The 24,606-nt window shown below is 73.1% G+C and carries 18 protein-coding genes; 11 read left to right on the forward strand and 7 right to left on the reverse strand.

Annotation, left to right across the window (positions count from 1 at the left end; genetic code table 11):
* Positions 1–420: 420 nt before the first annotated feature.
* Positions 421–3,420: a beta-N-acetylglucosaminidase domain-containing protein gene (locus AC07A6_RS38470; RefSeq protein ID WP_478780218.1), complete on the reverse strand. Its 3,000-nt coding sequence runs from the start codon at positions 3,418–3,420 to the stop codon at positions 421–423.
* Between the two features lie 238 nt (positions 3,421–3,658).
* On the opposite strand from AC07A6_RS38470, the gene AC07A6_RS38475 reads away from it, so the two are divergent.
* The 3 genes from AC07A6_RS38475 to AC07A6_RS38485 are packed head-to-tail and all read left to right on the forward strand — an operon-like array spanning position 3,659 to position 6,141.
* A complete protein-coding gene (locus AC07A6_RS38475) occupies positions 3,659–3,868 on the forward strand; it encodes a hypothetical protein (RefSeq protein WP_362474091.1) in 210 nt (69 codons plus the stop codon).
* Positions 3,869–3,886: 18 nt separating this feature from the next.
* Complete coding sequence (locus AC07A6_RS38480; protein ID WP_478780219.1) at positions 3,887–5,887, forward strand: 4-alpha-glucanotransferase; 2,001 nt, start codon at positions 3,887–3,889, stop codon at positions 5,885–5,887.
* Between the two features lie 20 nt (positions 5,888–5,907).
* Complete coding sequence (locus AC07A6_RS38485) at positions 5,908–6,141, forward strand: hypothetical protein (protein ID WP_125817710.1); 234 nt, start codon at positions 5,908–5,910, stop codon at positions 6,139–6,141.
* Between the two features lie 119 nt (positions 6,142–6,260).
* Here the strand turns inward: AC07A6_RS38485 and AC07A6_RS38490 are convergent, their stop codons facing one another.
* The gene (locus tag AC07A6_RS38490) at positions 6,261–6,770 is read right to left on the reverse strand and encodes a MarR family winged helix-turn-helix transcriptional regulator (protein WP_478780220.1); all 510 of its coding nucleotides are present in this window, start codon (positions 6,768–6,770) and stop codon (positions 6,261–6,263) included.
* A 167-nt stretch (positions 6,771–6,937) separates the two neighbouring features.
* Here AC07A6_RS38490 and AC07A6_RS38495 point away from each other — a divergent pair, with 167 nt between their 5' ends.
* The 4 genes from AC07A6_RS38495 (at position 6,938) to AC07A6_RS38510 (ending at position 10,850) form a co-directional block, all read left to right on the forward strand.
* Entirely contained in the window at positions 6,938–7,888 is a 951-nt protein-coding gene (locus AC07A6_RS38495; RefSeq protein ID WP_478780221.1) for an EamA family transporter, read from the forward strand.
* 45 nt (positions 7,889–7,933) lie between these two features.
* Complete coding sequence (locus AC07A6_RS38500; protein WP_478780222.1) at positions 7,934–8,893, forward strand: DMT family transporter; 960 nt, start codon at positions 7,934–7,936, stop codon at positions 8,891–8,893.
* 9 nt (positions 8,894–8,902) lie between these two features.
* Complete coding sequence (locus tag AC07A6_RS38505) at positions 8,903–9,805, forward strand: LysR family transcriptional regulator (protein ID WP_478780223.1); 903 nt, start codon at positions 8,903–8,905, stop codon at positions 9,803–9,805.
* 577 nt (positions 9,806–10,382) lie between these two features.
* Positions 10,383–10,850, forward strand: coding sequence for an NUDIX hydrolase (locus AC07A6_RS38510; protein ID WP_478780224.1), 468 nt, complete (start codon positions 10,383–10,385; stop codon positions 10,848–10,850).
* A gap of 633 nt (positions 10,851–11,483) precedes the next feature.
* Here AC07A6_RS38510 and pepN read toward each other — a convergent pair.
* Entirely contained in the window at positions 11,484–14,066 is a 2,583-nt protein-coding gene (gene pepN, locus AC07A6_RS38515) for an aminopeptidase N (protein WP_478780225.1), read from the reverse strand.
* Between the two features lie 138 nt (positions 14,067–14,204).
* On the opposite strand from pepN, the gene AC07A6_RS38520 reads away from it, so the two are divergent.
* A complete protein-coding gene (locus AC07A6_RS38520) occupies positions 14,205–14,726 on the forward strand; it encodes a DUF1203 domain-containing protein (RefSeq protein WP_478780226.1) in 522 nt (173 codons plus the stop codon).
* Between the two features lie 55 nt (positions 14,727–14,781).
* On the opposite strand, the gene AC07A6_RS38525 is transcribed toward AC07A6_RS38520, so the two are convergent.
* Positions 14,782–15,810, reverse strand: coding sequence for an aspartate-semialdehyde dehydrogenase (locus AC07A6_RS38525; protein ID WP_362466981.1), 1,029 nt, complete (start codon positions 15,808–15,810; stop codon positions 14,782–14,784).
* Between the two features lie 263 nt (positions 15,811–16,073).
* Between AC07A6_RS38525 and AC07A6_RS38530 the strand changes: the two genes are divergently transcribed.
* Positions 16,074–17,555, forward strand: coding sequence for a M28 family metallopeptidase (locus tag AC07A6_RS38530; RefSeq protein WP_362466980.1), 1,482 nt, complete (start codon positions 16,074–16,076; stop codon positions 17,553–17,555).
* 119 nt (positions 17,556–17,674) lie between these two features.
* Here AC07A6_RS38530 and AC07A6_RS38535 read toward each other — a convergent pair whose 3' ends face one another.
* Complete coding sequence (locus AC07A6_RS38535; protein ID WP_478780227.1) at positions 17,675–21,010, reverse strand: S8 family serine peptidase; 3,336 nt, start codon at positions 21,008–21,010, stop codon at positions 17,675–17,677.
* A 274-nt stretch (positions 21,011–21,284) separates the two neighbouring features.
* Positions 21,285–21,851, reverse strand: coding sequence for a CGNR zinc finger domain-containing protein (locus AC07A6_RS38540; protein ID WP_478780228.1), 567 nt, complete (start codon positions 21,849–21,851; stop codon positions 21,285–21,287).
* 120 nt (positions 21,852–21,971) lie between these two features.
* Here AC07A6_RS38540 and AC07A6_RS38545 point away from each other — a divergent pair, with 120 nt between their 5' ends.
* Both AC07A6_RS38545 and AC07A6_RS38550 read left to right on the forward strand, forming a co-directional pair.
* On the forward strand, positions 21,972–22,433 hold the full coding sequence (locus tag AC07A6_RS38545; RefSeq protein ID WP_478780229.1) for a VOC family protein: 462 nt from the start codon (positions 21,972–21,974) through the stop codon (positions 22,431–22,433).
* A gap of 23 nt (positions 22,434–22,456) precedes the next feature.
* Positions 22,457–23,353, forward strand: coding sequence for a pyridoxamine 5'-phosphate oxidase family protein (locus tag AC07A6_RS38550; protein WP_478780230.1), 897 nt, complete (start codon positions 22,457–22,459; stop codon positions 23,351–23,353).
* Here the strand turns inward: AC07A6_RS38550 and AC07A6_RS38555 are convergent.
* On the reverse strand, positions 23,329–24,291 hold the full coding sequence (locus AC07A6_RS38555; protein ID WP_007264079.1) for a hypothetical protein: 963 nt from the start codon (positions 24,289–24,291) through the stop codon (positions 23,329–23,331). The genes AC07A6_RS38550 and AC07A6_RS38555 overlap by 25 nt on opposite strands.
* Between the last annotated feature and the right edge of the window lie 315 nt (positions 24,292–24,606).

Genomic DNA, 24,606 nt, shown 5'->3' on the forward strand with positions numbered 1-24,606 from the left:
GCCCTTCGCCCGTTCCCCGGGCGGCGCCCGGACCCCTCCTGGGGGCTCCGCCCCCAGACCCCCGCGCCTCAAACGCCGGCGGGGCTGAGATGTGCTGCGCACATCCAGCCCGCGCGGCGTTTGAGCGCATGGGGCGCGGAGCGCCCGGCTCTTTCAGCCTCGCCTGGGGGCACCTCCCAGCGGTAGCTGGGGGAGTTTGAGGCGCGGGTCCGGGCAGCGCCCGGGGAACGGTGGAAGGGCGGGTAGGGGACTCCGCACCGCGCAGCGGCACACCCACCCGCACACGCCCCACCGGCCCCGGCCACACGAACCGGCCCCGCCCCGCAGGCCGCCGGACGGAGTCCGGCGCAGCGGCGCGAAGCCGGTAAGGCCGCCCGCGGCCGCACCGCGCGAGCGGCGCGTCAAAAGGTGCGCGGCGCGTCAAGAAGGGGCCACCACCGCGGCGGCCGTCGCAGACCACAGGCTGCACCCGAAGCGCGTCGCGCGGCGCTCGCACGTCACGCGGACGTACCGCGTGTCCGGCGCGTCCAGCCGGACCGCGTCCACCCCGCCCCGGGAGGACACCACCGCGCCCGGGCGCCACGTCACGCCGTCGGCGGACGTCTCCACCCGGAACTTCGAGGGGTACGCCTCCTGCCAGTGCAGGGTCACCAGACCCACCCTGGCCGGAGCCGCCAGTTCGGCCTGCCACCACGCGCCGTCCACCGCCGGGGACGACCAGCGCGTCGCGGCGGAGCCGTCCACCGCCGCCGACGCCGGAAACTGCGGGGCCTCGACCCCCGAGGCCGTGGCGCGGGCCCCGCGCAGCAGGTCCGGGCCGCCGGTGCGCGGCACCGCCCGGACGGTGAGCACCCGCACCTCCCCGTCGAAGGACAGCGGGACCGCGTACTCCCCGGACGGGGTGCCCGCCGCGACGGTCACCTCCACCGGGACGGCGACCGTCGTACCCCGGGGCACCACCACGTCCTGCGGCAGCCGGACCTGGACCCCGGCCGGCGGGGCCGCCGTCAGCGGGCCCCGGAACTCCCCGGGGCGCAGCCCGGACAGCTGCGCGGTCACCGTGCGCGCGGCGCCCCCGGCCTCCACGTCGGCCCGGCCCCCGTCGGCCAGTTCGAAGCGGGCCCGCGGGCCGTCCGCGAACCACGGGACCACCTTGTGCACCACCGGCGCCGGCCCCGCCCACGACAGCCGGACCGCGTCCGCCCGAACGCCGCCCGCGTCGGCCTGCGTCCAGCCGGACACCGCCGCGTCGGCCAGCCGGCGCCAGCCCTCGCCCGGAACGTGCACCTCCACCGCCGCGCCCCGCGCGCCCGGCGCCAGCGGGTCCGTCATCACCGTGACCGCGGCGAGCGGCCGCGCGGAGTCCAGCCGGACGGTGTGGGCGCCCGGTTCCTCCCGCACGGTGCCGTCCTCCCGGGCCGCGCCCGTCCAGGCGTCCGACTCCGCGGCCACCTTCGCCAGGAAGGGGTCCAGCACGGAGGCGTCCACCCGCACCCCGCCCGGCTCCGCCAGCGCCTCCCGCGCCGCCGCGAGTTCCCGCGAGGCCCGCCAGGCGGCCGCCCCGTCGCCCCGGGCCTCGGCCCGCAGCAGGTCGACCGCCAGCTCGCCCGCCGCCCCGTACCGGGAGAGCCGCTCCAGCCACGGCCCGGCCTCCGCCGCCACCGGCGCGTCGAGGCGCCCGGGGGCCTCCCGGAGCACGGTGAACGCCGCGCGCAGCCGCTCGCCGGCGGCCTTGTCCCCGGCGGCGCGGGCCCGCCAGAACTCCTCCACCAGCGGCTTCAGATAGGCCGACTCCTCCACCTTCAGGCCCGAGGAGGCGGTGTTCCCGGCCAGCGCCGCCAGCGCGGCCCGCGTCTTCGGGTCCGGGCCGGACAGGTCCCGCACCGCCGCCGCCCACGACTCCCCGGCCCGGTAGCCGCGCGGGTTCCACGCGTAGTCCGCCGCCGTGAACAGCGGGATCCGCGACAGGGTGCCCTGCGCCATCGCGTTGGCCAGCACCCCCGCCGAGCCGCCCGCCACCGCCGGATCGCGTCCGGCGTACGGGCCCAGGAAGATGCGGCCCGGGTCCCAGTCGTTGACCGGGTAGTTGTCCATGGTGACCAGCGGGTGCGCGAGCGCCGCCCGCGCCCCGGCCAGCTCCCTGCCGGTGATGGTGCGCGGCACCACGCCCACGCCCGTCCAGGCCACCTCCACGCGCGGGTCCAGCGCCCCGGCCAGCGCCGTCCGGTAGGTGGTGGCGCCATCCTGGAAGTACTCCGTCGGCAGCAGCGACAGCGGGGCCGCCCCCGGATGCCGCGCCGCCAGGTGCGCGGCCAGCTCGCCCGCCACCTCCGCGTGCGCCTTGGCCGCCGCCGCGGGGCCCGTCCCGTACCGCACCCGGTCGGCCCGGCAGCCCCATTCGGTGTAGCTGACGTCCTGGAACTGCACCTGGAACGCCCGGAAGCCCAGCTCCCACATGGCGTCCGCCTTGCGCAGCAGCGCCGCCCGGTCGTCCGCCGACGCCAGGCACATCGACTGCCCCGGCGACACCGCCCAGCCGAGGACGACGTGGTTGGCGCGGGCCCGTTCGGCGAGCGCCCGGAACTCCTCCTGCCGTTCGCGCGGGTACTCCTCGCGCCAGGCCGTGGTGCGGTACGGGTCGTCGCCGGGCGCCAGCAGCATCCGGTTCTGCTTGGTGCGGCCCAGGAAGTCCAGCTGCGCCAGCCGCTGTTCCCGGGTCCAGGGCTGCCCGTAGAAGCCCTCGGTGATCCCCCGCACGGGCGCGATCGGCCAGTCCCGCACCAGCATCCCGGGCACCTTGCCGTGCCCGGCCGCCAGCAGCTGGCGCAGCGTCTGCGCGGCGTGGAACAGCCCGTCCCCGCCCACCCCGGCCAGCGCGACGGTGTCCCGCCCGCCGGCCTTGCCCACCGCCAGCCGGTAGCCGCCGGCCGGCAGGTCCCCGGCCGGGGCCGCCCCCAGCGCCAGCAGGGCCTCCTCGGCGTCCGCGCCCTGGAGCCGTACGACGAGGGCCCGTTCGGGCAGCGCCGCGCCCGGGGGCCGCTCGTGCAGGGTGCGCACCCCGGCCGCGCGCAGGGAGGCGCGTACGACCTCGGCGGCGTACGGGTCCACGTCCGCCGGCAGCACCAGGACGGCCTCGGCCGGCACCGGCAGCTCCCGGCCCGGATCTGCGGTGGCCGACTGCGGACGCGGCCACACGGCCGGGCCCTCGGAAGCGGCTCGGGGAACGTCGGAGCCCGGGTCGATGGCGGACCCGAGTCCCGCCGTCCAGACGGGGGCGGACCCGCTGTCGGGGCGCGAGGAGCCCGAACTGCCGGGGGCCGCGCCGATCCTCGGCGGAGCCGACGCGACGGCCCCGCCGAGCAGGCTCCCGATGACTGCGACGGCCGCGGCCGTGGTCCGCTTCCTGCCCCTGAGCTGCACGGAGCCTCCCCAGTCCCGAGTCGTCCCCCGACCGTGTGAACGGGCCCGAGCCCACCACCCGTGCTGCCGGGGTGTCAATGCGCGTGGGGTGATCTGACCTGGATCCGCCAGGAATGCGATGCCCCTGACTGGGTATGGCTGCGGTGTTCGACGCGGGTGTTGCATGGGCGGTCGGAAGAACCGCAGCACGGTCCCGAGAACCGCACGGCGGTCCGGAGGGCCGTAGAGGGAGGACCCCATGAACGCCCGCACCGCGTCCGGCCACCGCAGGAAGACCGCCCCGCTCGCCCACCTGCCCGTGCCGTCCGGCCCCGCCGACGGGCCGGCCGCCGCCGCGCACCCGCCGCTGACCAGCGAACCCCCGCTGGCCGGTGCCGCGTACGCGCCCCTGACCAGTGAGTCCCCGCTCGTGGCCGAGGCCCCCCTCACCAGCGAGCCGCTCACCTAGCCCCTCACCCAGCCAAGGATGACGATGGACGACCTCGCCCGGCTCGCGGCCCTCTACGGCGTCGCCACCTCCTACCAGCCCGCCGAGGACGTCACCGTCCAGGTGCCCGAGGCCACGGTCCGGGCCGTGCTGGGCCTGATCGGCGTCCCCGTCGACACCCCCGAGGACGTACGGCACATGGCCGCCAGTGCCGAGCGCGAGCGGGCCGGGCGGCTGCTCCCGCCGACGCTGGTGCACTGGCGGGGCGAGCCCGCCCCCGGGCCCCTGGCCGCACTGCCGGCCGGGACCCGGCTGCGGGTGACCCTGGAGGGCGGGGCCGGGGAGGCCGACTGGCACCCCGGCCTGCCCCTCGGGGTGCACCGGCTGGCGGCCGCGACGCCGGACGGGCGCACCGCCTCCGCCACCCTGATCGTGGCCCCGGACCGGGCCCCGGCGGCGCCCGAGCGCGCCCACGGGCTGCTCGTCCAGCTCTACTCCCTGCTCTCGGAGCGCTCCTGGGGCATGGGCGACCTCGGCGACCTCGCGGAGCTGGCCCGCTGGGCCGCCCGCACCCACGGCGCCGGGTTCGTCCAGGTCAACCCGCTGCACGCGGCCCTCCCCGGCACCCCGACCGACCCGTCCCCCTACCGGCCGGCCTCGCGCCGCTTCCCCGACCCGGTGTACCTGCGCGTCGAGGACCTCCCCGAGTGGGCGGACTGCCCCGACCGGGACGCCCTCGCCGAACTCGCCGCCCGGGGCGGGGAGCTGCGCCGCGAGGTGCTGGAGAAGGGGGCGCTGATCGACCGGGACGCCGTGTGGGCCCTCAAGCGGGCCGCCCTGGAACTGCTGTACGCCGTCCCGCGCGCCCCCGCCCGGGAGGCCGCCTTCCGCGCCTTCCGCGCCGTCCAGGGGGAGGAGCTGACCCGGCACGCCGCCTGGTGCGCGGCCGTGACGGGGGAGGACTGGCAGGAGCGCACGGACTTCCACTGCTGGCTGGTCTGGCTGACGGACACCCAGCTGACCGACGCCCAGCGGGCCGCGCGGGAGGCCGGGATGAGCGTGGGCATCGTGCACGACCTGGCCGTCGGGGTGCACCCGGACGGCTCGGACGCCCGCACCGGCCCCTTCCACCACCGCGAGATGTCCGTCGGCGCCCCGCCGGACGCCTTCAACGCCCGCGGCCAGGACTGGGGACTGCCGCCCTGGCGGCCCGACGTTCTGGAGTCCTGGTCGTACGCCCCCTTCCGGGCCCTGCTGCGCGGGGTGTTCCGGTACGCGGGGGCGGTGCGCGTGGACCACGTGATGGGCCTGTTCCGGCTCTGGTGGATCCCGAAGGGCACCGCGCCCGCGCAGGGCACGTACGTCTCCTACGACGGCGAGGCGATGCTGGCCGTACTGGTCCTGGAGGCCCACCGGGCCGGGGCGCTGGTGGTCGGCGAGGACCTCGGGACGGTCGAGCCGGGGGTGCGGCGGGCGCTGGCCCGGCGCGGGATCCTCGGCACCTCGGTGCTGTGGTTCGAGCGGGACTGGGCGGGCGACGGCGAACCGCTGCCGGCCGGGGTCTGGCGGTCGGAGTGCCTGGCCACCGCCACCACCCACGACCTGCCGCCCACCGCCGCCAAGCTGGCCGGCTCCCACGTCGAACTGCGCGACCGGCTGGGCCTGCTGACCCGCCCTCTGGACCTGGAGCGGGCCGAGGACGCCGCCGACACCGCCGAGTGGCTGGCGGTACTGGACCGGCTGGGGCTGGAGACCAAGGGCGAGGAGGCCGCCGTACGGGCCCTGTACGCCTTCCTGCTGCGCACCCCGGCCCGGCTGGTCGGCGTGTGGCTGCCCGACGCGGTGGGGGACCGGCGGCCGCAGAACCTGCCGGGCACCTGGGACCAGTACCCCAACTGGCGGCTGCCGGTCGCCGACGCGGACGGCCGCCCGCTGACCCTGGAGGCGCTGACCGCCTCACCCCGGGCGAACGCCCTGCTGAGCGCGGTGCGGGAGGGCGCGCAGACCCGTACGGCACCCCCGGGCGCGCGCCCCGTTTAGGTGTTCGCTACGTTTGCACCGTGGACAAGAAGAACGCTCTGCGCGCCGGCGCCGTCACGGCCGGATCGACGCTGATGATGCTGCTGATGACGTCTCCCGCCCTCGCGCTGACCCGCGACGACGGCGACGACCCGGGCCCGGGCCTGAGCATTGGCGAGACGCTCGGCCTGTTCGTGGCCGCGCCGATCGTGCTGTTCCTGGTCATCGCGGGTCTCGTGATGGTCGGCGACAAGTCGCGCAAGAACCAGGCCTGACCCGACCGGGCAGGTCCCTTCACCAAGACTTCCGGGCGCCGGAGGTCCGCGGAAACGGTATGAGCCGTTCCCGTCGCGACCTCCGGCGCCTTGTCGTGCCCTGAAGCGCCCCGCCGCCCTCAGGAAACGTCGGCGAGCAGCTTGCGCAGCATCCCGGTGAGCTGTTCGACCTCCTCGGCGTCGAAGCCCTCCAGGGACTGGCGGTGCACCGCCAGGCCGGCGGAGACCGCCTCGTCGGCGAGGGCGAACCCGCGGTCGGTGAGGGTCACCTGGAGCCCGCGCCGGTCGTGCGGGTCGGGGCTGCGGGTGAGCAGTCCGGCCTTCTCCAGCTTGTCCAGCCGGCCCGTCATCCCGCCGGTGGTCAGCATCAGCGTGGCCGCCAGCTGGCGCGGCGAGAGGGTGTACGGGGCCCCGGAGCGGCGCAGCGTCGCGACGACGTCGAACTCCCCGCGGCTGATGCCGTAGCCGTTGTAGGCGCGCTCGACGGCGTCGCCGACGGCTTTGGCGATCCGGTAGATCCGGCCGAAGACGGCCATCGGGGCGGTGTCCAGGTCCGGTCGCACCGCGGCCCACTGCGTGGTGATCGCGTCGACGGCGTCCGGCTGGGCGTCCTTCTTCACCTCGGTCATAAATGAAGTATCCGATTCCGGTCAGTGGTTCGCAAGAAAGTAGCTTGCGTAAAAGTAGCTTAGGAGTAAGCTACTTATCAGCGACCTACTCGGGGAGGTCCTGAGACGGGCCCCCGGGTAGGTCGCGACTAACCCGCACCCCGCCAGCCCATCCTCACCGCCGAGGAGTGACCGTGAACCGCGTCACCACCACCGTCCTGACCGCGCTCGCCCCCATCTCCTGGGGCTCGACCTACTTCGTCGCCAGCGAGCTGCTGCCTGCCGACCGGCCCCTCTTCACCGGGGCCATGCGCGCCCTGCCCGCCGGCCTGCTGCTGGTCGCCCTCTCCCGCGTCCTGCCCAAGGGCGCCTGGTGGTGGAAGTCCGCGGTCCTCGGCACCCTCAACATCGGCGCCTTCTTCCCGCTGCTCTTCCTCTCCGCCTACCGGCTCCCCGGCGGTGTCGCCGCCGTGCTCGGCTCGGCCGGACCGCTCTTCGTCGTCGGGCTCGCCGCCCTCCTCCTCGGGGAGCGGGCCAGGCTGCGGACCGTGCTCGCCGCCGTGGTCGCCGCGTTCGGCGTGAGCATGGTGGTGCTGACCGCCGAGGCGAAGCTCGACCTCGTCGGCGTCATAGCCGGCGTGGTCTCCTCCGCCTCCATGGGCGCGGGCACCGTGATGACCAAGCGCTGGGGCCGCCCCGAGGGCGTCAGCCTGCTGGCCGTGACCGGCTGGCAGCTCACCGCGGGCGGCCTGGTCATCATCCCGATCGCCGCACTCGTCGAGGGGGCGCCGCCCGCGCTCGACGGCAAGGCCTTCCTCGGCTACGGCTACATGATGCTGATCAACACCGGGGCCGCGTACTTCCTCTGGTTCCGCGGCATCGGCCAGCTCACCGCCACCTCCGTCACCCTGCTCGGCCCGCTGTCGCCGCTCACCGCCGCCGTCATCGGCTGGGCCGCGCTCGGCCAGGCCCTGACGCCCGTACAGCTGGCGGGCATGGCCCTCGCCTTCGGTGCCACGGTCTTCGGCCAGCTCCCGGGCCGGGCGGCGAAGGCCGAGGCGGCCGTCGCCAAACCGTTCAGCAAGACTGAAGAAACCGATCGAAATCTTTCGATGGACCTGGGCAAAGCGAAGGTGTGAGAGTAGGTCCACGACCCACTCCAGACCCTCAGGGGGAGACCACCAGTGACCGTCATGGACCGCATCCGCACCGCACCCACCGCCGCCGGCACCCTCGCCGGCGGCGGCGCCGTTGCCGGAGACAAGGCGAGGAAGGGGGCCGCCGGACTCGGCGTACTCCTCGCCCTGGTCGCCACGGTCGTCTGGTCCGGCAGCTTCGTCGCCACCCGCGGCATGGCCGACACCGTCCCGCCCGTCCAGGCCGTCTTCTGGCGGTGGATCACCGCCGCCGTCGCGGTCACCCCCTTCGCCGCCCGCCAGGCCTGGCAGCAGCGCGCCCTGCTCCGCAAGCACCTCGGCTACATCAGCCTCGCCACCCTCTTCGGCGTCACCCTCTACAACACCCTGGTCCACCAGGCCGGCCTGACCACCTCCGCCTCCAACATGGGCATGATCATGGCGGCCTCGCCGGTCATCATGGCCCTGTACGCCCGCCTCGGCGGCGAACGGCTCGGCGCCCGCCGCTCCTTCGGGATGCTGCTCGCCGCCTTCGGCGTGCTGCTGCTCGTCGGCGACGGCTCCCTCGGCTTCGACTTCGGCGCCGGCGACCTGTGGATGTTCGGCGCCGCCCTCTCCTTCGCCACCTACAGCGCCCTCCTCAAGCGCAAGCCCACCGAAGTCGGCGGCCTGGCCTTCCTCCTCACCACCTTCGTCCTCGGCGCCCTGATGCTGGCCCCCGCCTACGCCGTCTCCCTCACCGTCCAGGGCGGCTTCGAGGCGACCCCCCACACCGTCGGCCCCCTCCTCTACGTCGGCGTCTTCTCCTCCGCCGTCGCCTTCTTCGCCTGGAACAAGGCCATCTCCCTCATCGGCGCGGCCCGCGCCGGAGTCGTCTACTACCTCCAGCCCGTCTGCGTCGCCGGCCTCGGCCTGCTCCTCCTCGGCGAACGCACCGGCCCCGCCCAGCTCCTGTGCATGGCCCTGATCCTGGGCGGAGTCGCCTTCGGCAGCACGGCCCGCAGGTAACTTCCCCCTGTGACCGACTGGGACATCAAGAAGCTCCGCATCCTGCGGACCCTGGCCGACCAGGGCACCGTGACCGCGACGGCCGAGGCGCTGCACATGACGCCCTCGGCCGTCTCGCAGCAGCTGACCAACCTCGCCCGCCAGCTGGGGGTACCGCTCCTCGAACCCCAGGGCCGCAGGGTCCGCCTCACCGACGCCGCCCACCTGGTGCTGCGCCACACCGAAGCCGTCTTCGCCCAGCTGGAACGCGCCGACGCCGAACTCACCGGCTACCGGTCGGGGGAGTCGGGCGAAGTCCGCGTCGGCGCCTTCTCCACCGCGGTCCCGGTCCTCGTGGTCCCGGCGGTCGCGGCGCTCCGGCTCACCCATCCTGGGATCGAGGTGAGGGTCCAGGAGACCGAAGCGGCCGAGTCCTACGAACTCCTCTCCGCCGGCGCCGTGGACCTCGCCCTCTCCCTCGCCGCGCACGCCCCGACCGCCCGGGACACCCGCTTCACCCGGATCACCCTCCTGGAAGACCCCCTGGACGTGGCCCTCCCCCCGGACCACCCCCTGGCGGCCGCACCCGTACTCCGCCTGGCGGACCTCTCGGCGGACCGGTGGATCTACGGCGGCAGCGGCCCCTGGTCGGAGATCACCCGATCGGCCTGCGAACCGGCGGGCTTCGTCCCGGAACAGGCCCACTCGGCCTCGGGCTGGACCGCGATCCTGGCGATGGTCGAGGCGGGCATGGGCGTCGCCCTGGTCCCCCGCATGGTCTCGGCCCGCGCCTCGGGCGTAACGGTCCGCACCCTCACCCACGACCGCCCCACCCGCCACGTCATCGCCGCCCTCCGCCAGGGCACGGAAGCGGCCCCGGCCCTCGCCCAGGCCCTGAAGGCCCTCCAACAGGCGGCGTCGGCGCTCGGCTGAGGGGGGGCGGGGTCCCCTGGGGCGGTCTCAGAGCAGCCTGGGGGCTTCCCGTCAGTCCCATCGTCCTTCCGGTTCGGCCCGGTCCCTCAAGGGCGCTCCCTTCGGTCGCGTCGCTACGCGATGGCCTTCGGCCACCCTTGACCGACCGACCCGAACCGGAAAGCCGAAAGACTGCCGGGAAACCCCCAAAGAAACGGCACGGTCCAGAGGAGGAGGGACGGCCGTGTCAGTGATGAGGCGAGGGGCCGGGGGCCGGCCCGCCGGGGATCCGGGCCCTCAGATGCCCGGTTTCCGGGCCAGGGGCGCGACTACCCGCACGAGAGGTTGATCAGGACCTCCCCCGGAGCCCCCAGGCGCGACAGATCGCTACGCGCTCCTCGGATCTCGGCGTCAGACGGCCGTCTTGGGCGGATACCCGCACCAGAGGGCGAAAAGAGCAGCCCAGGGAGCCGACAGGCGCGTGAGATCGCTACGCGCTTCTCAAGGTTGGGCGTCCAACGGCCGTCCTGGGCTGGTCGTTGACGGATCGTGTCGGGCACGGGACCGTGGAGCGGCAGCCGCGACATCAGGGAGGGCAATGCCCAGGCGTGACTACGAAGACGACCCCAGCGCCCCGCCCGCGAACAGCCTCGTCCCCGCAGCCTCCGCCGTCGTGGTGGACGACGACGGCCGGGTGCTGCTTCACCGCCGCACCGACAACGGAATGTGGGCGCTTCCCGGCGGAATGATGGAACTGGGCGAGTCGATCGGCGACTGTGCTGTTCGTGAGACCCGCGAGGAAACAGGCATCACCGTTGAAATCACCGGCATGGTCGGCACCTACACGAACCCGGGCCACGTCTTCGCCTATGACGACGGCGAAGTCCGTCAGGAGTTCTCCATCTGCCTCCTCGCCCGACCCACCGGCGGGAACCTCCGCACATCGGACGAATCCTTCGAAGTCGCCTGGTTCGCACCTCACAAGACCGACGAACTCCCGATGGTCCCCAGCATCCGCAAACGCCTCAACGACTGGAGAGCCGGCAACGGCCCCGTCATCCGATGACCACCATCAGACGCCGAGACCGGAGAAGCGCGTAGCGATCTGTCGCGCCCACGCGCTCCCTGGGCTGCTCTGTTCGTCCTCTGGTGCGGGTATCGGCCCAAGGCGGTCGTCGGACGCTGAGATGTGAGGAGCGCGTAGCGATCTGCTGCGTCTGGAGGCTCCGCAGGTCGCCCAGATCAACCTCTCGTGCGGGTAGCCGCGCCCGCGACCCGGAAACCGGGCATCTGAGGGCCCGGATGCCCGGCGGGCCGGCCCCCGGCCCCTCGCCTCATCGCTGACGGACCCGCTCCTCCAACGATGGACCGTGCCGTTTCTTTGGGGGTTTCCCGGCAGTCTTTCGGCTTTCCGGGGCGGGTCGGTCTGTCAAGGGTCGCCGAAGGCGATCGCGTAGCGACGCGACCGAAGGGAGCGCCCTTGACAGGCCGGCACGAACCGGAAGGACGATGGGACTGACGGGAAGCCCCCAACCAGCTCTGATCCGGTCCAGGGGGATACCGCTCCCCGGCCCCCGGACCCGCAGTCGGGGGCGGGTGGGCAACTACCGCCCGGCCCCGAGGGGTCGAGGGGGAGATGGCGGGCCCGCGCCCCTGCCGCCCCCCCCCGAAGAGGGCGGCGGCAGGGTTACGGCTGCCGTCAGGCCTGGGCGGTGGCCGCCGCTGCGTCTGCGGACTGGGCCTTCAGGGCGCGTTCGACGCCCGAGCGGGACTCCGAGACCAGGCGGCGCAGGGCGGCGTTCGGCTCGGCCGAGGCCAGCCACGCGTCCGTCGCGTCCAGGGTCGCCTGCGACACCTGGAGCGACGGGTACAGGCCCACCGCGATCTGCTGCGCGATCTCGTGGCTGCGGCTCTCCCAGATGTCCTTGACCACCGCGAAGTACTTCTCCGCGTACGGCGCGAGCAGCTCGCGCTGGTCGGTCTGGACGAAGCCGCCGATCACGGCCTCCTGCACCGCGTTCGGCAGGTCGGCCGACTCCACCACCGAGGCCCAGGCCTCCGCCTTGGCCCCGGCCGTCGGCCGCGCGGCCCGCGCCGTCGCCGCGTGGCGTTCGCCGGCGGCCGTGGCGTCCCGCTCCAGCTCCGCCGCGATGGCCGCCTCGTCGGCGAGACCCGTGGCGGCCAGGCGCTCCAGGAACGCCCACCGCAGCTCCGTGTCCACGACCAGGCCCTCGACCTCGGCCGAGCCGTCGAGCAGCGCCGCCAGGTAGGTCAGCTGCCCCTCGGTACGGGCCGTCGCCGCGAAGGCGCGCGCCCACGCCAGCTGGTGGTCGCTGCCCGGCTCGGCGCCGCGCAGGTGCTCCAGCGTGGCCTCGGTCCAGACGGCCAGGCCCTGGTCCCGCCACGCCGGGTCGGCGTACAGGTCGACGGCCAGCTTCACCTGGCGGTGCAGGGACTGCACCACGCCGATGTCCGACTCCTTGCCGATGCCCGACAGGACCAGCGACAGGTAGTCGCGCGTGGCCAGCTCGCCGTCACGCGTCATGTCCCACGCCGACGCCCAGCACAGCGCCCGCGGCAGCGACTCGGTGAAGTCGCCGAGGTGCGCCGTGACGTTCGCCAGCGAGACCTCGTCCAGCCGCACCTTCGCGTACGACAGGTCGTCGTCGTTGAGCAGCACGACCGCCGGACGGGCGCGCCCCGCCAGCTCCGGCACGGCCGTCCGCTCGCCGTCGATGTCCAGCTCGATGCGGTCCTTGCGGACGAGCTTGCCGCCCTCCAGGTCGTACAGGCCGACCGCGATGCGGTGCGGCCGCAGCACCGGCTCGCCCTTGGCGCCCGCCGGGAGCGCCGGGGCCTCCTGCCGGACGGCGAACGCGGTGATGACCCCGTCCGCGTCCGTCTCGATCTCGGGGCGCAGCACGTTGATGCCGGCCGTCTCCAGCCATGCCTTCGACCAGGCGGTCAGGTCGCGGCCGGAGGTCTCCTCCAGCGCGCCCAGCAGGTCCGACAGGCGCGTGTTGCCGAAGGCGTGCGCCTTGAAGTACGCCTGCACGCCCTTGAAGAAGGCGTCCATGCCCACGTACGCGACGAGCTGCTTGAGCACCGAGGCGCCCTTGGCGTACGTGATGCCGTCGAAGTTGACCAGGACGTCGTCCAGGTCGCGGATGTCGGCCATGATCGGGTGCGTGGACGGCAGCTGGTCCTGCCGGTACGCCCAGGTCTTCATGGAGTTCGCGAACGTGGTCCACGCGTGCGGCCACTTCGAGCCCTCGGCGTAGGCCTGGCAGGCGATGGAGGTGTAGGTGGCGAACGACTCGTTCAGCCACAGGTCGTTCCACCACTCCATGGTGACGAGGTCGCCGAACCACATGTGGGCGAGCTCGTGCAGGATGGTCTCGGCGCGCACCTCGTACGCGGCGTCCGTCACCTTCGACCGGAAGACGTACTGGTCGCGGATGGTGACCGCGCCGGCGTTCTCCATCGCGCCCGCGTTGAACTCCGGCACGAAGAGCTGGTCGTACTTCGCGAAGGGGTAGTCGTAGGCGAACTTCTCCTGGAACCAGTCGAAGCCCTGCCGCGTGACATCGAAGATCGCGTCGGCGTCGAGGAACTCGGCGAGCGAGGGGCGGCAGTAGATGCCGAGCGGCACGGACTGCCCGTCCGGGCCCTCGTACGACGAGTGCACCGCGTGGTACGGGCCGACGATCAGGGCCGTGATGTAGGACGAGATCCGCGGGGTCGGCTCGAAGGCCCACACCCGGTCCTTCGGCTCCGGCGTCGGCGAGTTCGAGATGACCGTCCAGCCCTCCGGGGCCGTGACGGTGAACTGGAACGTCGCCTTCAGGTCGGGCTGCTCGAAGCTGGCGAAGACCCGCCGCGCGTCCGGCACCTCGAACTGGGTGTACAGGTACGCCTGCTGGTCGACCGGGTCGACGAAGCGGTGCAGGCCCTCGCCGGTGTTGGTGTAGGCGCAGTCCGCGACGACACGGAGCTCGTTGGCCCCGGCGGCGAGGTGGTCCAGGGCGATCCGCGAGTCGCGGAAGACGGCGGCGACGTCCAGCGACTTGCCGTTCAGGACGACCTCGTGCACGGCCGGCGCGACCAGGTCGATGAAGGTACCGGCGCCTGCCTCGGCCGACTGGAAGCGCACGGTGGTCACGGACGGGTAGGTACCGCCCTCCTGTGCGCCGCTGAGATCGAGTTCGATCTCGTACGAGTCGACGGTGAGCAGCTTCGCCCGCTGCTGAGCCTCTTCACGGGTGAGATTCGTGCCAGGCACGCGTTCATCTCCTTTGATGGTGACGTTGCCCCGCCATCCTTCCACGCGGGCCGGTCCGCCGTGCGGGACTAATCCAGAGGCGAACACGAGGTCCGATTCCCGCCAGACCGGCCCGGGCCGCCCGCGCACCCTGGACCCATGACCACCATCACCGCGCACACGGCCCTGCCCATCCCGCCCGCCACCCTGACCGCCCTGCGGGCGCGGGACGACGCCGGGCGCCCCTGCACCCCGTACGAGGACCCCGAGGGCGGCGCGCCGCTGCGCTGCTGCCTGCGCCGCAGCCGGCCCGGGGAGCTGATCGCGCTCGTCTCCTACGCCCCGCTGCGCCGCTGGGCGGCCGGGGCGGGCGTCGACCCGGGGGCGTACGACGAGCAGGGCCCGGTCTTCGTCCACGGCGCCGAGTGCGCCGGACCGGCCGCCGGGTCCGGCCACCCCTTCGTGAACGCGGGGGCCCTGCGTACGGTCCGCCGCTACGACGCGGGCGGCCGCATCCTCGGCGGCCGCGTCCTCGCGCTGCCGGAAGCCGGCGCCCCGGAAGCCGGCGCCGAGGCCGTCGACCAGGCCCTGTCGGAGGCCTTCGCCGACCCGCGCACCGCCCTCGTCCACGTCCGCGCGGCCGAGTACGGCTGCTTCCTCTTCGAGGTCCGCCGGCCCTGACACGCCGGAGGGGCGGCGCCGACCCGGCACCGCCCCTCCCGTCGAACCGGTGGCGTCAGCCGCGCAGCTCCTCGGCGACCAGCTCCGCGATCTGGACGGCGTTCAGCGCGGCGCCCTTGCGGAGGTTGTCGTTGGAGAGGAACAGGGCGAGGCCGTTGTCGACCGTCTCGTCCACGCGGATGCGGCCCACGTACGAGGCGTCCTTGCCGGCGGCCTGGAGGGGGGTCGGGATCTCGGAGAGCTCGACGCCGGGGGCGTCCTTCAGCAGCTCGTAGGCGCGCTCGACGCTGATCGGACGCTCGAAGCGGGCGTTGACCTGGAGCGAGTGGCCGGAGAAGACGGGGACGCGCACGCAGGTGCCGGAGACCTTGAGGCCGGGGATCTCCAGGATCTTGCGGGACTCGTTGCGGAGCTTCTGCTCCTCGTCGGTCTCGAAGGAGCCGTCGTCGACGATGGAGCCGGCCAGCGGCAGCACGTTGAAGGCGATGGAGCGCTTGTAGACGCCCGGCTCGGGGAACTCGACGGCCTCGCCGTCGTGGACCAGCTTGGTCGCGTCGGCGGCCACGGCCTTGACCTGGCCGTCGAGCTCGGCGACGCCGGCCAGGCCGGAGCCGGAGACGGCCTGGTAGGTGGTGGCGATCAGGGCGGTGAGCCCCGCCTCCTCGTGCAGCGGGCGCAGCACGGGCATGGCGGCCATGGTGGTGCAGTTCGGGTTCGCGATGATGCCCTTGGGGCGGTTCTTGATCGCGTGCGGGTTGACCTCGGAGACCACGAGGGGGACCTCGGGGTCCTTGCGCCACGCGGAGGAGTTGTCGATCACGACGGCGCCCTGGGAGGCGACCTTCTCGGCGAGGGCCTTGGAGGTGGCGCCGCCCGCGGAGAAGAGCACGATGTCCAGGCCGGAGTAGTCGGCCGTGGAGGCGTCCTCGATGGTGATCTCGCGGCCTTCCCACTCCACGGTGGTACCGGCGGAACGGGCCGAGGCGAACAGCCGCAGCTCGTCCACCGGGAACTTCCGCTCGGCGAGGATGCCGCGCATGACTCCGCCGACCTGTCCGGTGGCTCCGACGATTCCGACCCTCACGGTGACTCCTTCAAATACGTGGACGCGGGCGCGCGTGAAGCCATCATGCGTTCGACCCCACGAGGCTTGTCCAATCCATTGTCCGAGGTGCGGACAGTGTCGGGTTCGTGAACCGGGGTGACGAGTCCGTGACGGCCGTGTTTCACCGCCCTCGAAAGTCCGTTTTGCCTGGTCAGGGGCGGTTAGCGTCCGTTCAGCCGTGATCGTTATCCGGACGCGGCGCACCTGAAGCCGATACACCCGCACCCCGGGGGGACAGCACCATGCCGAACATCCACCGCCACCGCCGGTCCATACCGGCCCTGGCCGCCCTCGCGGCGGCCGCCGTCGCCGCGCCCGTGCTGCTGGCGGCCACCCCGGCCAGCGCGCATCCGCGCGAGGGCCGGCTGGCCCAGGAGCTGGTGGAGGAGGTCACCGCGCGCGGGGCCTACCGCCACCTGGCGAAGTTCCAGCAGATCGCCGACGCCAACGGCGGCAACCGGGCCGCGGGCACCCCCGGCCACGCCGCCTCGGCCGCGTACGTCCACGACACCCTGAAGAAGGCCGGGTACGACGTCTCGTACCAGGACTTCGACATCTACGAGGCGCACACGAAGACGGAGAAGACCACCGTCCTCGGCGACCAGCCGCGCGAGCTGGCCACCGCGGCCTTCACGTTCACCAAGTCCACCCCGGCCGGCGGCCTGGCCGCCCCGCTCGCCCTCGCCCGGGTCGACGAGACCCCGGGCTGCACCGCCGACGACTACGCCTCCGGCACCTTCACCGGGAAGATCGCGCTGGTCAAGCGGGGTGCGTGCACCTTCGTGGAGAAGCAGCGGGCCGCCGCGGCGGCGGGCGCGGTCGGCGTGATCGTCTACAACCACAGCGGCACCACCCCGGTCCGCGGCGGGTTCTCCTCCCCGGCCGAGGGGATCATCCCGAGCGCGGGCATCACCCTGGCCGACGGCGAGGCGCTGGCCGCTGCCGCCGCCAAGGGCGAGGTGAAGGTGCGCCTGGACCTGGACCAGGAGCACGTGAAGAAGACCACCCGCAACGTGATCGCCGAGACCCGCGGCGGCCGCGCCGACCGCGTGGTGACGGTCGGCTCCCACCTGGACTCGGTCCCCGAGGGCCCCGGCATCAACGACAACGGCTCCGGCTCGGCGGGCCTCCTCGAAGTGGCCCTCAAGCTCGCCGACGAGGGCGCCAACAAGAAGAACAAGGGCCCCGCCAACAAGGTCCGCTTCGCCTGGTGGTCGGCGGAGGAGCTGGGCCTGCTGGGCTCCGAGCACTACGTGGCGCAGCTGTCCGAGAAGCAGAAGAAGGACATCGCGCTCTACCTGAACTTCGACATGATCGCCTCGCCGAACCCGGCGCAGTTCGTCTACGACGGAGACGACTCGGACAAGACCGGCGCGGGGGCGGGCCCGGCGGGCTCGGCGCAGATCGAGGCGCTGATCAACGGCTTCCTGGACAAGAAGGGCAAGCCGCACGAGGGCAGTGACTTCGACGGACGCTCCGACTACGGCCCGTTCATCGAGAACGGCATCCCCGCGGGCGGCACCTTCACCGGCGCCGAGGGCATCAAGACCGCGGAGCAGGCCAAGCGCTACGGCGGCACGGCCGGGGCGGCGTACGACCCGAACTACCACGGGGCGGGCGACAACCTGAAGAACATCGACCTCAAGGCGTTCGACACCAACCTGGACGTCATCGCCCACGCGGTCGGCACGTACGCGGAGTCCCTGCGGACGCTGGGCAAGTAGGAGGCGCGACGGGGGAGCGCGTGACGGCGTAACGGGGGAACACAGGAGGGGCGGTGCTCGGTCGAGCACCGCCCCTCCGTCATGCGTTCACGCGTTCACGCGTTCAGCCGGTCACGCCGTTACGGGATGACCTTGTCGATCTGCACGCTGCCGGTGCCGGCGGCGGTGCCGCGGGCGTTGAGCAGCTGGACCTGGCCGAAGAACTGACGGCCCTCCGGGGCCGCGCCCGTCACCAGAACGTTCGCCGAGACCTGCGCGGAGGCGCCGGTGGCGAGGTTGACCGCGGCGGCCTCGTCGACCTGGACGGAGCCCAGGGCGGCGGAGAAGAACACGTCGCGGTAGTCGTACGTGGTGGTGCCGGCCGGGACCGCGTAGCCGATCACCTTGATGGTGTAGGTGCCGGCGGCGGGCTTGACCAGGCTGACGGACTCGTCGGAGTCGCCGTCGGCGGAGGAGCCGACCTTGACGCCGTCCTTGTAGACCTCAAGGTCGAGGTCGGCCGCGGTGTCCGAGGGCTTGTTGATCGCCACGTCGAGGCGGGCGGCGCCCTCACCGACGGTGACCTCGGTGGTCTTGGTCTCGCCGGCGGCGATGGTCGGCTTGTCGACCTTCGCGGAGCCGAGCGGGCCGCCCCGCAGCTTGCCGCCGGAGATGGCGGCGGCGTCGTTCTTCACGGTCCACTGGACCGGAGCCGGGGTGCCCTGCTTGACCTCGGGCAGGACCTTGACGGCCGGGTCGAAGCCCGCGCCGAGGACGGAGACGTCCAGCTTGAACGGGTTGTCGAGCAGCGGCGACGTACGGCGCGACTCGACCTCGATCTCCCAGACGCCCGGCTGCGGGTTCTCGTAAGAGCGCAGGTCGGGGCGGCACTGGTTGGCCGGGTTGTCGTAGTTCGGGTAGCACTGGGTGGTCGCGCTGTCCTCGACGCCCGTGCCGTACGGGTGGATCGAGATGAAGCGCGTCTGGCTGCCCGCCGCGAGCCCGCCGAGGGCGACCTCAAGGGTCTTGGCGCCCTGCGGGACGGTCACGAAGTACGACTTGTGGCTGTTGCGCTGTACGGAGGACTTGTCCGACAGCGTGAAGGACGGCTTCGCCAGCGGGGTGGAGGCGACGACCGTGGCCAGGATCTGCTTGTCGACGCCCTCGGTGGTGGGGTCGTCGAGCTGCAGGATGCCGCTGTGGACGCCGCCGGACTTGACGTTGGCCTCGACCTTGATGGTGACGGGCTTGTTCAGCGGCAGGGTGACGTAGTCGTAGCCGCCACCGCCGACGACCTTGAAGGTGCCGTCGTTGTTGCGCCAGCTGATGTTGTGCCGGGTGCCGTACTTGACGCCGGTGGTGCGGGTGACGACGACGTCGTAGACCTTCTTCTGGCCGACCTTCAGGCCGCCCTCGCGGTCGTAGAGGCCGGTGCCGAAGCCCGGGGTCTTCAGGAACTGGTCGAGCGCGGTGTCGACGGGGGCCTTGACCGTGAACTCGTTGGCCTTGGCGCCGCGCTGGATGGACTCCCACGCCTTGGGGATGTCGATGAGACCGGCGCCCTGTGCGTGGGCCGGAACGTCGTCGATCTTCTTGGCGGTGCTGGTCAGCGCCACGCGCAGGTTGGCCGGGGGCAGGGCGATCTTCGCCTGCTTGGCGGCCGAGATCAGCAGGGCGCTGGCGCCCGCGGCCTGCGGCGAGGACATCGAGGTGCCCTGGAGCATGCCGTAGCCGGCCGGGAGGTTGTAGCCGGCCTCCTTCACGGGCGCGCCGGGCAGCCAGGTCTGGATGGTGTTGATGGCCGCGCCGGGGGCGGTGATGGTCGGCGTGAACCCGCCGTCCTCACGCGGACCGCGCGAGGAGAAGGGGAACATGTTGTACTTCTTGGTCACGCCGGAGCCGTAGTTGGCGGCCCAGGTCTCCTTGGAGACCGCGGCACCCACGGAGATGACCTTGTCGGCGAGGCCGGGGTCGCCGATGGTGTTGACGCCCGGACCCTCGTTGCCCGCCGAGATGACGAGCTGGACACCGTAGGTGTCGATGAGGTTCTTGTAGAGCTCGGAGCGGGCGTTGTTGCCGTCGTTGAGGGCCGGCAGGCCGCCGATCGACATGTTGACGATGTCGACGCCGCGGTTGACGACGAGGTCGATCATGCCCTCGGTCAGCGCGACGTTGGTGCAGCCGCCGGACCAGGAGCAGGCGCGGGAGGAGACGAGCTTGGCGCCCGGCGCCTGGCCGTTCATCTGGCCGCCGAACAGGCCGTTGGCGGCGGTGATGCCCGCGACGTGGGAGCCGTGCTCGGACTCGATGATGCCGATGTTGACGAAGTCGGCCTTCTTGCCGACCCAGTCGCCACCGAGCGGGTCCATCTTGACGTCCTTGCGGATCTCGATGGTGAAGGGGATCCGCTCCGCGACCTCGGTGGCCGGGTTGTCCGTACCGAAGTAGCCGATCTGGTAGCCGTCCTTGTACGGCTTCATCGGCTCGTTGTTGGTGAAGTCGCCGTCCTGGTCGGTGTCGACGCGGACGGTGCCGGCGGCCGGGTCGTAGAGCATGCCGAACCGGTCGGTGGTGTCCCCGTCCCGGTTGACGTCGCCCTTCATGTCGCCGTTGGCGGTGATCGACTCGCTGAAGCGGCTCCACTGGAAGGTGCCCTCGGGGGCCTTCCAGCTCTGGCCGCCGGCGGTGAAGGCGCCGCCCGTGGCGGTGACCGGGGTGATCTGGGCGCGCCAGGTCCCGTCGTTGTCCGTGATCGGGTCGGTCGCGGTCACCCAGTCGACGATCTTACGCTCGCCGGTGGTGGTCTTCTGCAGCGCGGGGTGGCTGACGTCGACGCCCGAGTCCATGATGCCGATGGTCACGCCACGGCCGTCGGCCTGCGGGTTCTTCTTGAGGAAGTCCAGCGAGCCGGTCTCGAACGAGGGGTTGTACGGGTTCTTGGCCGGGGTGTTCTTGTCCGGCGCCGGGTAGGCCTCGGCGGCGGTCTTCCTGGCCGAACCGTCCTTGCTCGCCTCGGGGCGCGGGTCCGGCAGCCGGATCTCGTGCCGCAGGTCCATGCCGTGCACGGACTCCAGCTTGGCGGCCGCCTTCAGCGCGGCCTCCGCCTTGTCGGTCGGCAGGGTGGCGCGTACGTAGCCGAGCTTGTCGTACGTCTGGCCGACCGAGGCGCCCTGGACGGCGTCCAGCTGGTCGGTGACCTGCTTGGTCTGGCCGGGGGCGGTCGCGACCATGACGGTGACGGTCGCGTCACCCTTGGCCTTGGCCTCCTGGAGCAGTTCGGCGTCGGCCGAACCGAGCTTCTGGTCCGCGGACTTGACCGGGGCGGTCGTCCACGGGTCGTCGCCGGCCGCCGCGAAGGCGGGCACCGCGCCGGTGGCGCAGAGGGCGGCCACCAGGCCCGCGGCCGCCGCGACGCGGGCCGCGCGCCTGGTGCCGGGTATGGCCCCGGTGGTGGAGCTGGGGGAGTCGAGGGTCATCAGCATCCCTGGCTAAGTGAAAGATACGGTCCGGAATTCGGTGCCGGATGACCGGTCAGCTTTGCGCAAGTGACAGCTGTTTGGGGAGTGTTGTTATTGACCGAGACCTGACATGGCGGGTTCCCGTCAGTGCGGAGTGTCCGCCAGTGAGGACATGCCGGGGCAAGCCGGGGCGACTTGTAGTGCCCGGTGAGTTGATTTATCGACTTTCCGGCCGTCTTGCGGGGAAGGATCGACCTTCCGTCTCACGACCGGTGTGACAGATTCCGACTGTTCAGCGCTCGCGCGTGCGCGCGTAGTGCCGCGAGGCCTTGGCGCGGTTGCCGCAGACGGCCATGGAGCACCAGCGCCGGGTGCCGTTGCGCGAGGTGTCGTGGAAGTGCAGCACGCAGGTCTCCGAGGCGCACTTGCGGATCCGGTCGGGCGCGGTGGCCAGCAGGCCGAGGTAGTCGCGGGCGGCCGTCCAGGCCGGGCCCCAGGAGGGGTCGGCGAACTCGGCGCGCTCGCCCGGACCTTCGGCGGTGAGGGTGGCCCGGATCCGGCCGTGCTCCAGTACGGAGTCCACCAGGGAGCGCGCGCCCTCGTCGGTCGGGTCCGCGACCGCGCGGGCGATGGCCTCGCGCGCGGTCAGCAGGTGGACCAGGGCCGACTTGTCGGCGCGGAAGCGGCCGGCCAGGCCGGTGCTCTCCAGCCAGAGGCCCAGTCCCTCCAGCCGGCTCAGCCCGAACGCCCCCGCGAAGAGGTCGGCGATCTCGCCGTCCAGCATCCAGCGCGTGTTCAGCAGGTCCAGGGAGACGGGCTCTCCCGTCAGCGGACGTGGGTCCGTGGTCACCGCCGTCATGTCCGCCTCCTCGCGCCGCTAACCCCTCAAGGGTACGTGACCGGTTGACGGGCTTCGCCCTAACCCTTAATCTCGACTTAGAAGGTTAGAAACTCTCGGACCTCGGGGAAGGGAACCCTCATGTCGACCGCCACCACCGGCACGCTCCGCACCGGGCACATCGGCCTCAACGTCACCGACCTGGACCGCTCGCTCGCCTTCTACCGCGACGCCCTCGGCTTCGCGCTGCTGGGCGAGGGCAAGGAGGAGGGTCGCAGGTTCGCCTTCCTCGGCCGGGACGGCGAACTGGTCCTGACCCTCTGGCAGCAGGCGGAGGACCCGTACCGGCCGCAGGCCGCCGGACTGCACCACCTCGCGTTCTCGGCCGGCGCGATCGAGGAGGTCAGGGCGTACGAGGAGCGGCTGCGCGGCCTCGGCGTGGACTTCGCGTACGAGGGCGTCGTCGCCCACGGCGAGGGCGCTGCCTCCGGGGGGATCTTCTTCCACGACCCGGACGGCACCCGTCTGGAGATCTCCGTGCCCACCGGCGCCGAGGGCGCTCCCGCCCCCACGGCGGACGCTCCGACCTGCGGCTTCTTCTAGGAACTCAAGGATTGGGGGACACCATGGGCCGGTACCACCAGGGCTCGCTGGCCGTGCAGGAACGGGTCGGCGTACGCGAGCTCGCCGAGCACGTCGGCCGCTCCATCGGCGCGGACATCCGCGACGTCGCGGCGGCCTTCCTCGCCCAGCAGCCCCACCTCGTCGTCGGCGCCGCCGACGGCGCGGGGCGGCTGTGGGCCTCGCTGCTGACCGGCGCGCCCGGCTTCGTACGGGCCACCGGGCCGGACCGCATCCGGGTCTCGGGGGGCCTTCCGGAGGGCGACCCGCTGGCCGGGGCGCTGGCCACCGCGGGCACCCGGGTCGGCACGATCTCCCTCGACCCGCGCACCCGGCGCCGGATGCGGCTCAACGGGACCCTCGCCGTGGCGCCCGGCGGTTTCGCGGTGGCGGCCGAGCAGGTGTTCTCCAACTGCCCTAAGTACCTGCAGAAGCGGCAGCCGCTGGAGCTGGTGGCCGACGGGCCCGGTGTGGTGCGGCGCGGGGACGCGCTCACCCCGGGGCAGGAGCGGGCCGTCCGCGCCGCCGACACCTTCTTCGTGGCCACCACCGCCGAGGCGGACGGGGTCGACGCCAGCCACCGGGGCGGGATGCCCGGCTTCGTGGAGGTGCTCTCGCCGACCGAGCTGCTCTGGCCGGACTACGCGGGCAACGCGATGTTCCTGACCCTGGGCAACCTGGCCGCCGACGAGCGGGCCGGGCTGCTCTTCCCCGACTGGGAGGGCGGCGGGCTGCTCCAGCTGAGCGGGCGGGCCCGGACCGAGTACGGCCCCGGAGGGAGCCGGGCCGTGCGCTTCCGGGTGGAGGCGGTGGTGGAGAGCCTGCATCCGGGGCGGCTGCGCTGGAGCACCCCGGAGTACTCCCCGGCCAACCCGCCTCACCGGGGCAGTACGACCAGGTAGGCGGCGGGCTCGCGGTCGCCGGACGCCGTCAGGGCGGTCCGGACGACCGCCGCCTGCTGCTCGGGCCAGTCGCGCAGCTTGCGGGGCGTCAGGTACAGGACGGTCACCCCGAGGCGCTCCAGGGTCTCCCGCTTGCGGACCGCCTCCGACCAGTCCTCGTCCTCGCCCTGGCGGGGTGCGCGGGTGTCGATCTCGATGGCGACGGCCTGCTCGGGCCAGTACGCGTCGACCCCGCCCAGGTGCGGGCCGCCGGGCAGCCGGAGGTCCACGTTCCAGACGGGCTCGGGGAGCTCGTAGCCGCGTACGAGCTGGTACAGCCGGTCCTCCGCGATGGCCCGGCCCTCCGCGAGGAGGGACTCGACGGCGTCGACCACGTGCGGCCGGTTCAGCAGCCGGGCCACCGTCAGCTCCCGTACGACGGCGGCCGGTTCGCAGTGTCCGCCGCGCACGGCCTCGCTGAGGATGCGGCGCACCGTGCCGGCGTCGGAGACCTGTCCGACGGCGTCGGCGACGGCCCGGGCCACCGGGGCCACCGGCAGGCCGGTCACCTCCACGGGGCGGGGCGGGGTGTGGGCGCGGACGATGCGGACGTCGCCGGTGGAGCGCAGGCGGCGGGTGTTGGGCACCAGCACGTCGATGTGGGAGAGGGCGAGCAGCGCGGGGGTGGCGGAGAACCGGTAGAGCGCGAGGGCGGCCAGCCCGGTGATCATGACCTCGCCGCTGCCGCGCCGGCCGGCGTACAGCAGGGCGGCGTGCAGCCGCTCCTCGCTGGTCGCGGGGCCGGAGTGGAGCAGGAACACCCCGGGCAGCACCTGCTGCCAGGGCCGCCCGGCGGCCTCGGAGGCGCTGACGCCGTGCTCGCGCAGCTGCGCGAGGGTCAGCACGCGGGGGCGGCTGGCGGTGAGGTGGGCGAGGGGGAGGGGTGCGTTCTGGTTCATGACGCGGTGATTCCCTCAGGCCATGGCCTTGCTAACCCCTGTTACACGCCCGTCGACAAATCCGGACAAGCCGGGGCTAAAGTACGGGCGTTCGAGTGCCGAAAAGGCCCGCTGAGTCCGACCATCCTACGAACTCACGGGCGCCGCCGCGGGTCGGCGGGGGGGGGGGGGGGGGGGGGGGGGGGGGGGGGGGAGGAGGGGGGGGGGGGGGGAGGGGGGGGGGGGGGGGAGAAAAAAGGAAAGGCACCACGGTGGTTCCCCACCCCCCCCCCCCCCAAACGGGGTTGGGGTGGGGGGAAGGGAGGAAGGAAAGAG

Source organism: Streptomyces sp. NPDC044002 (genome assembly GCF_056434525.1).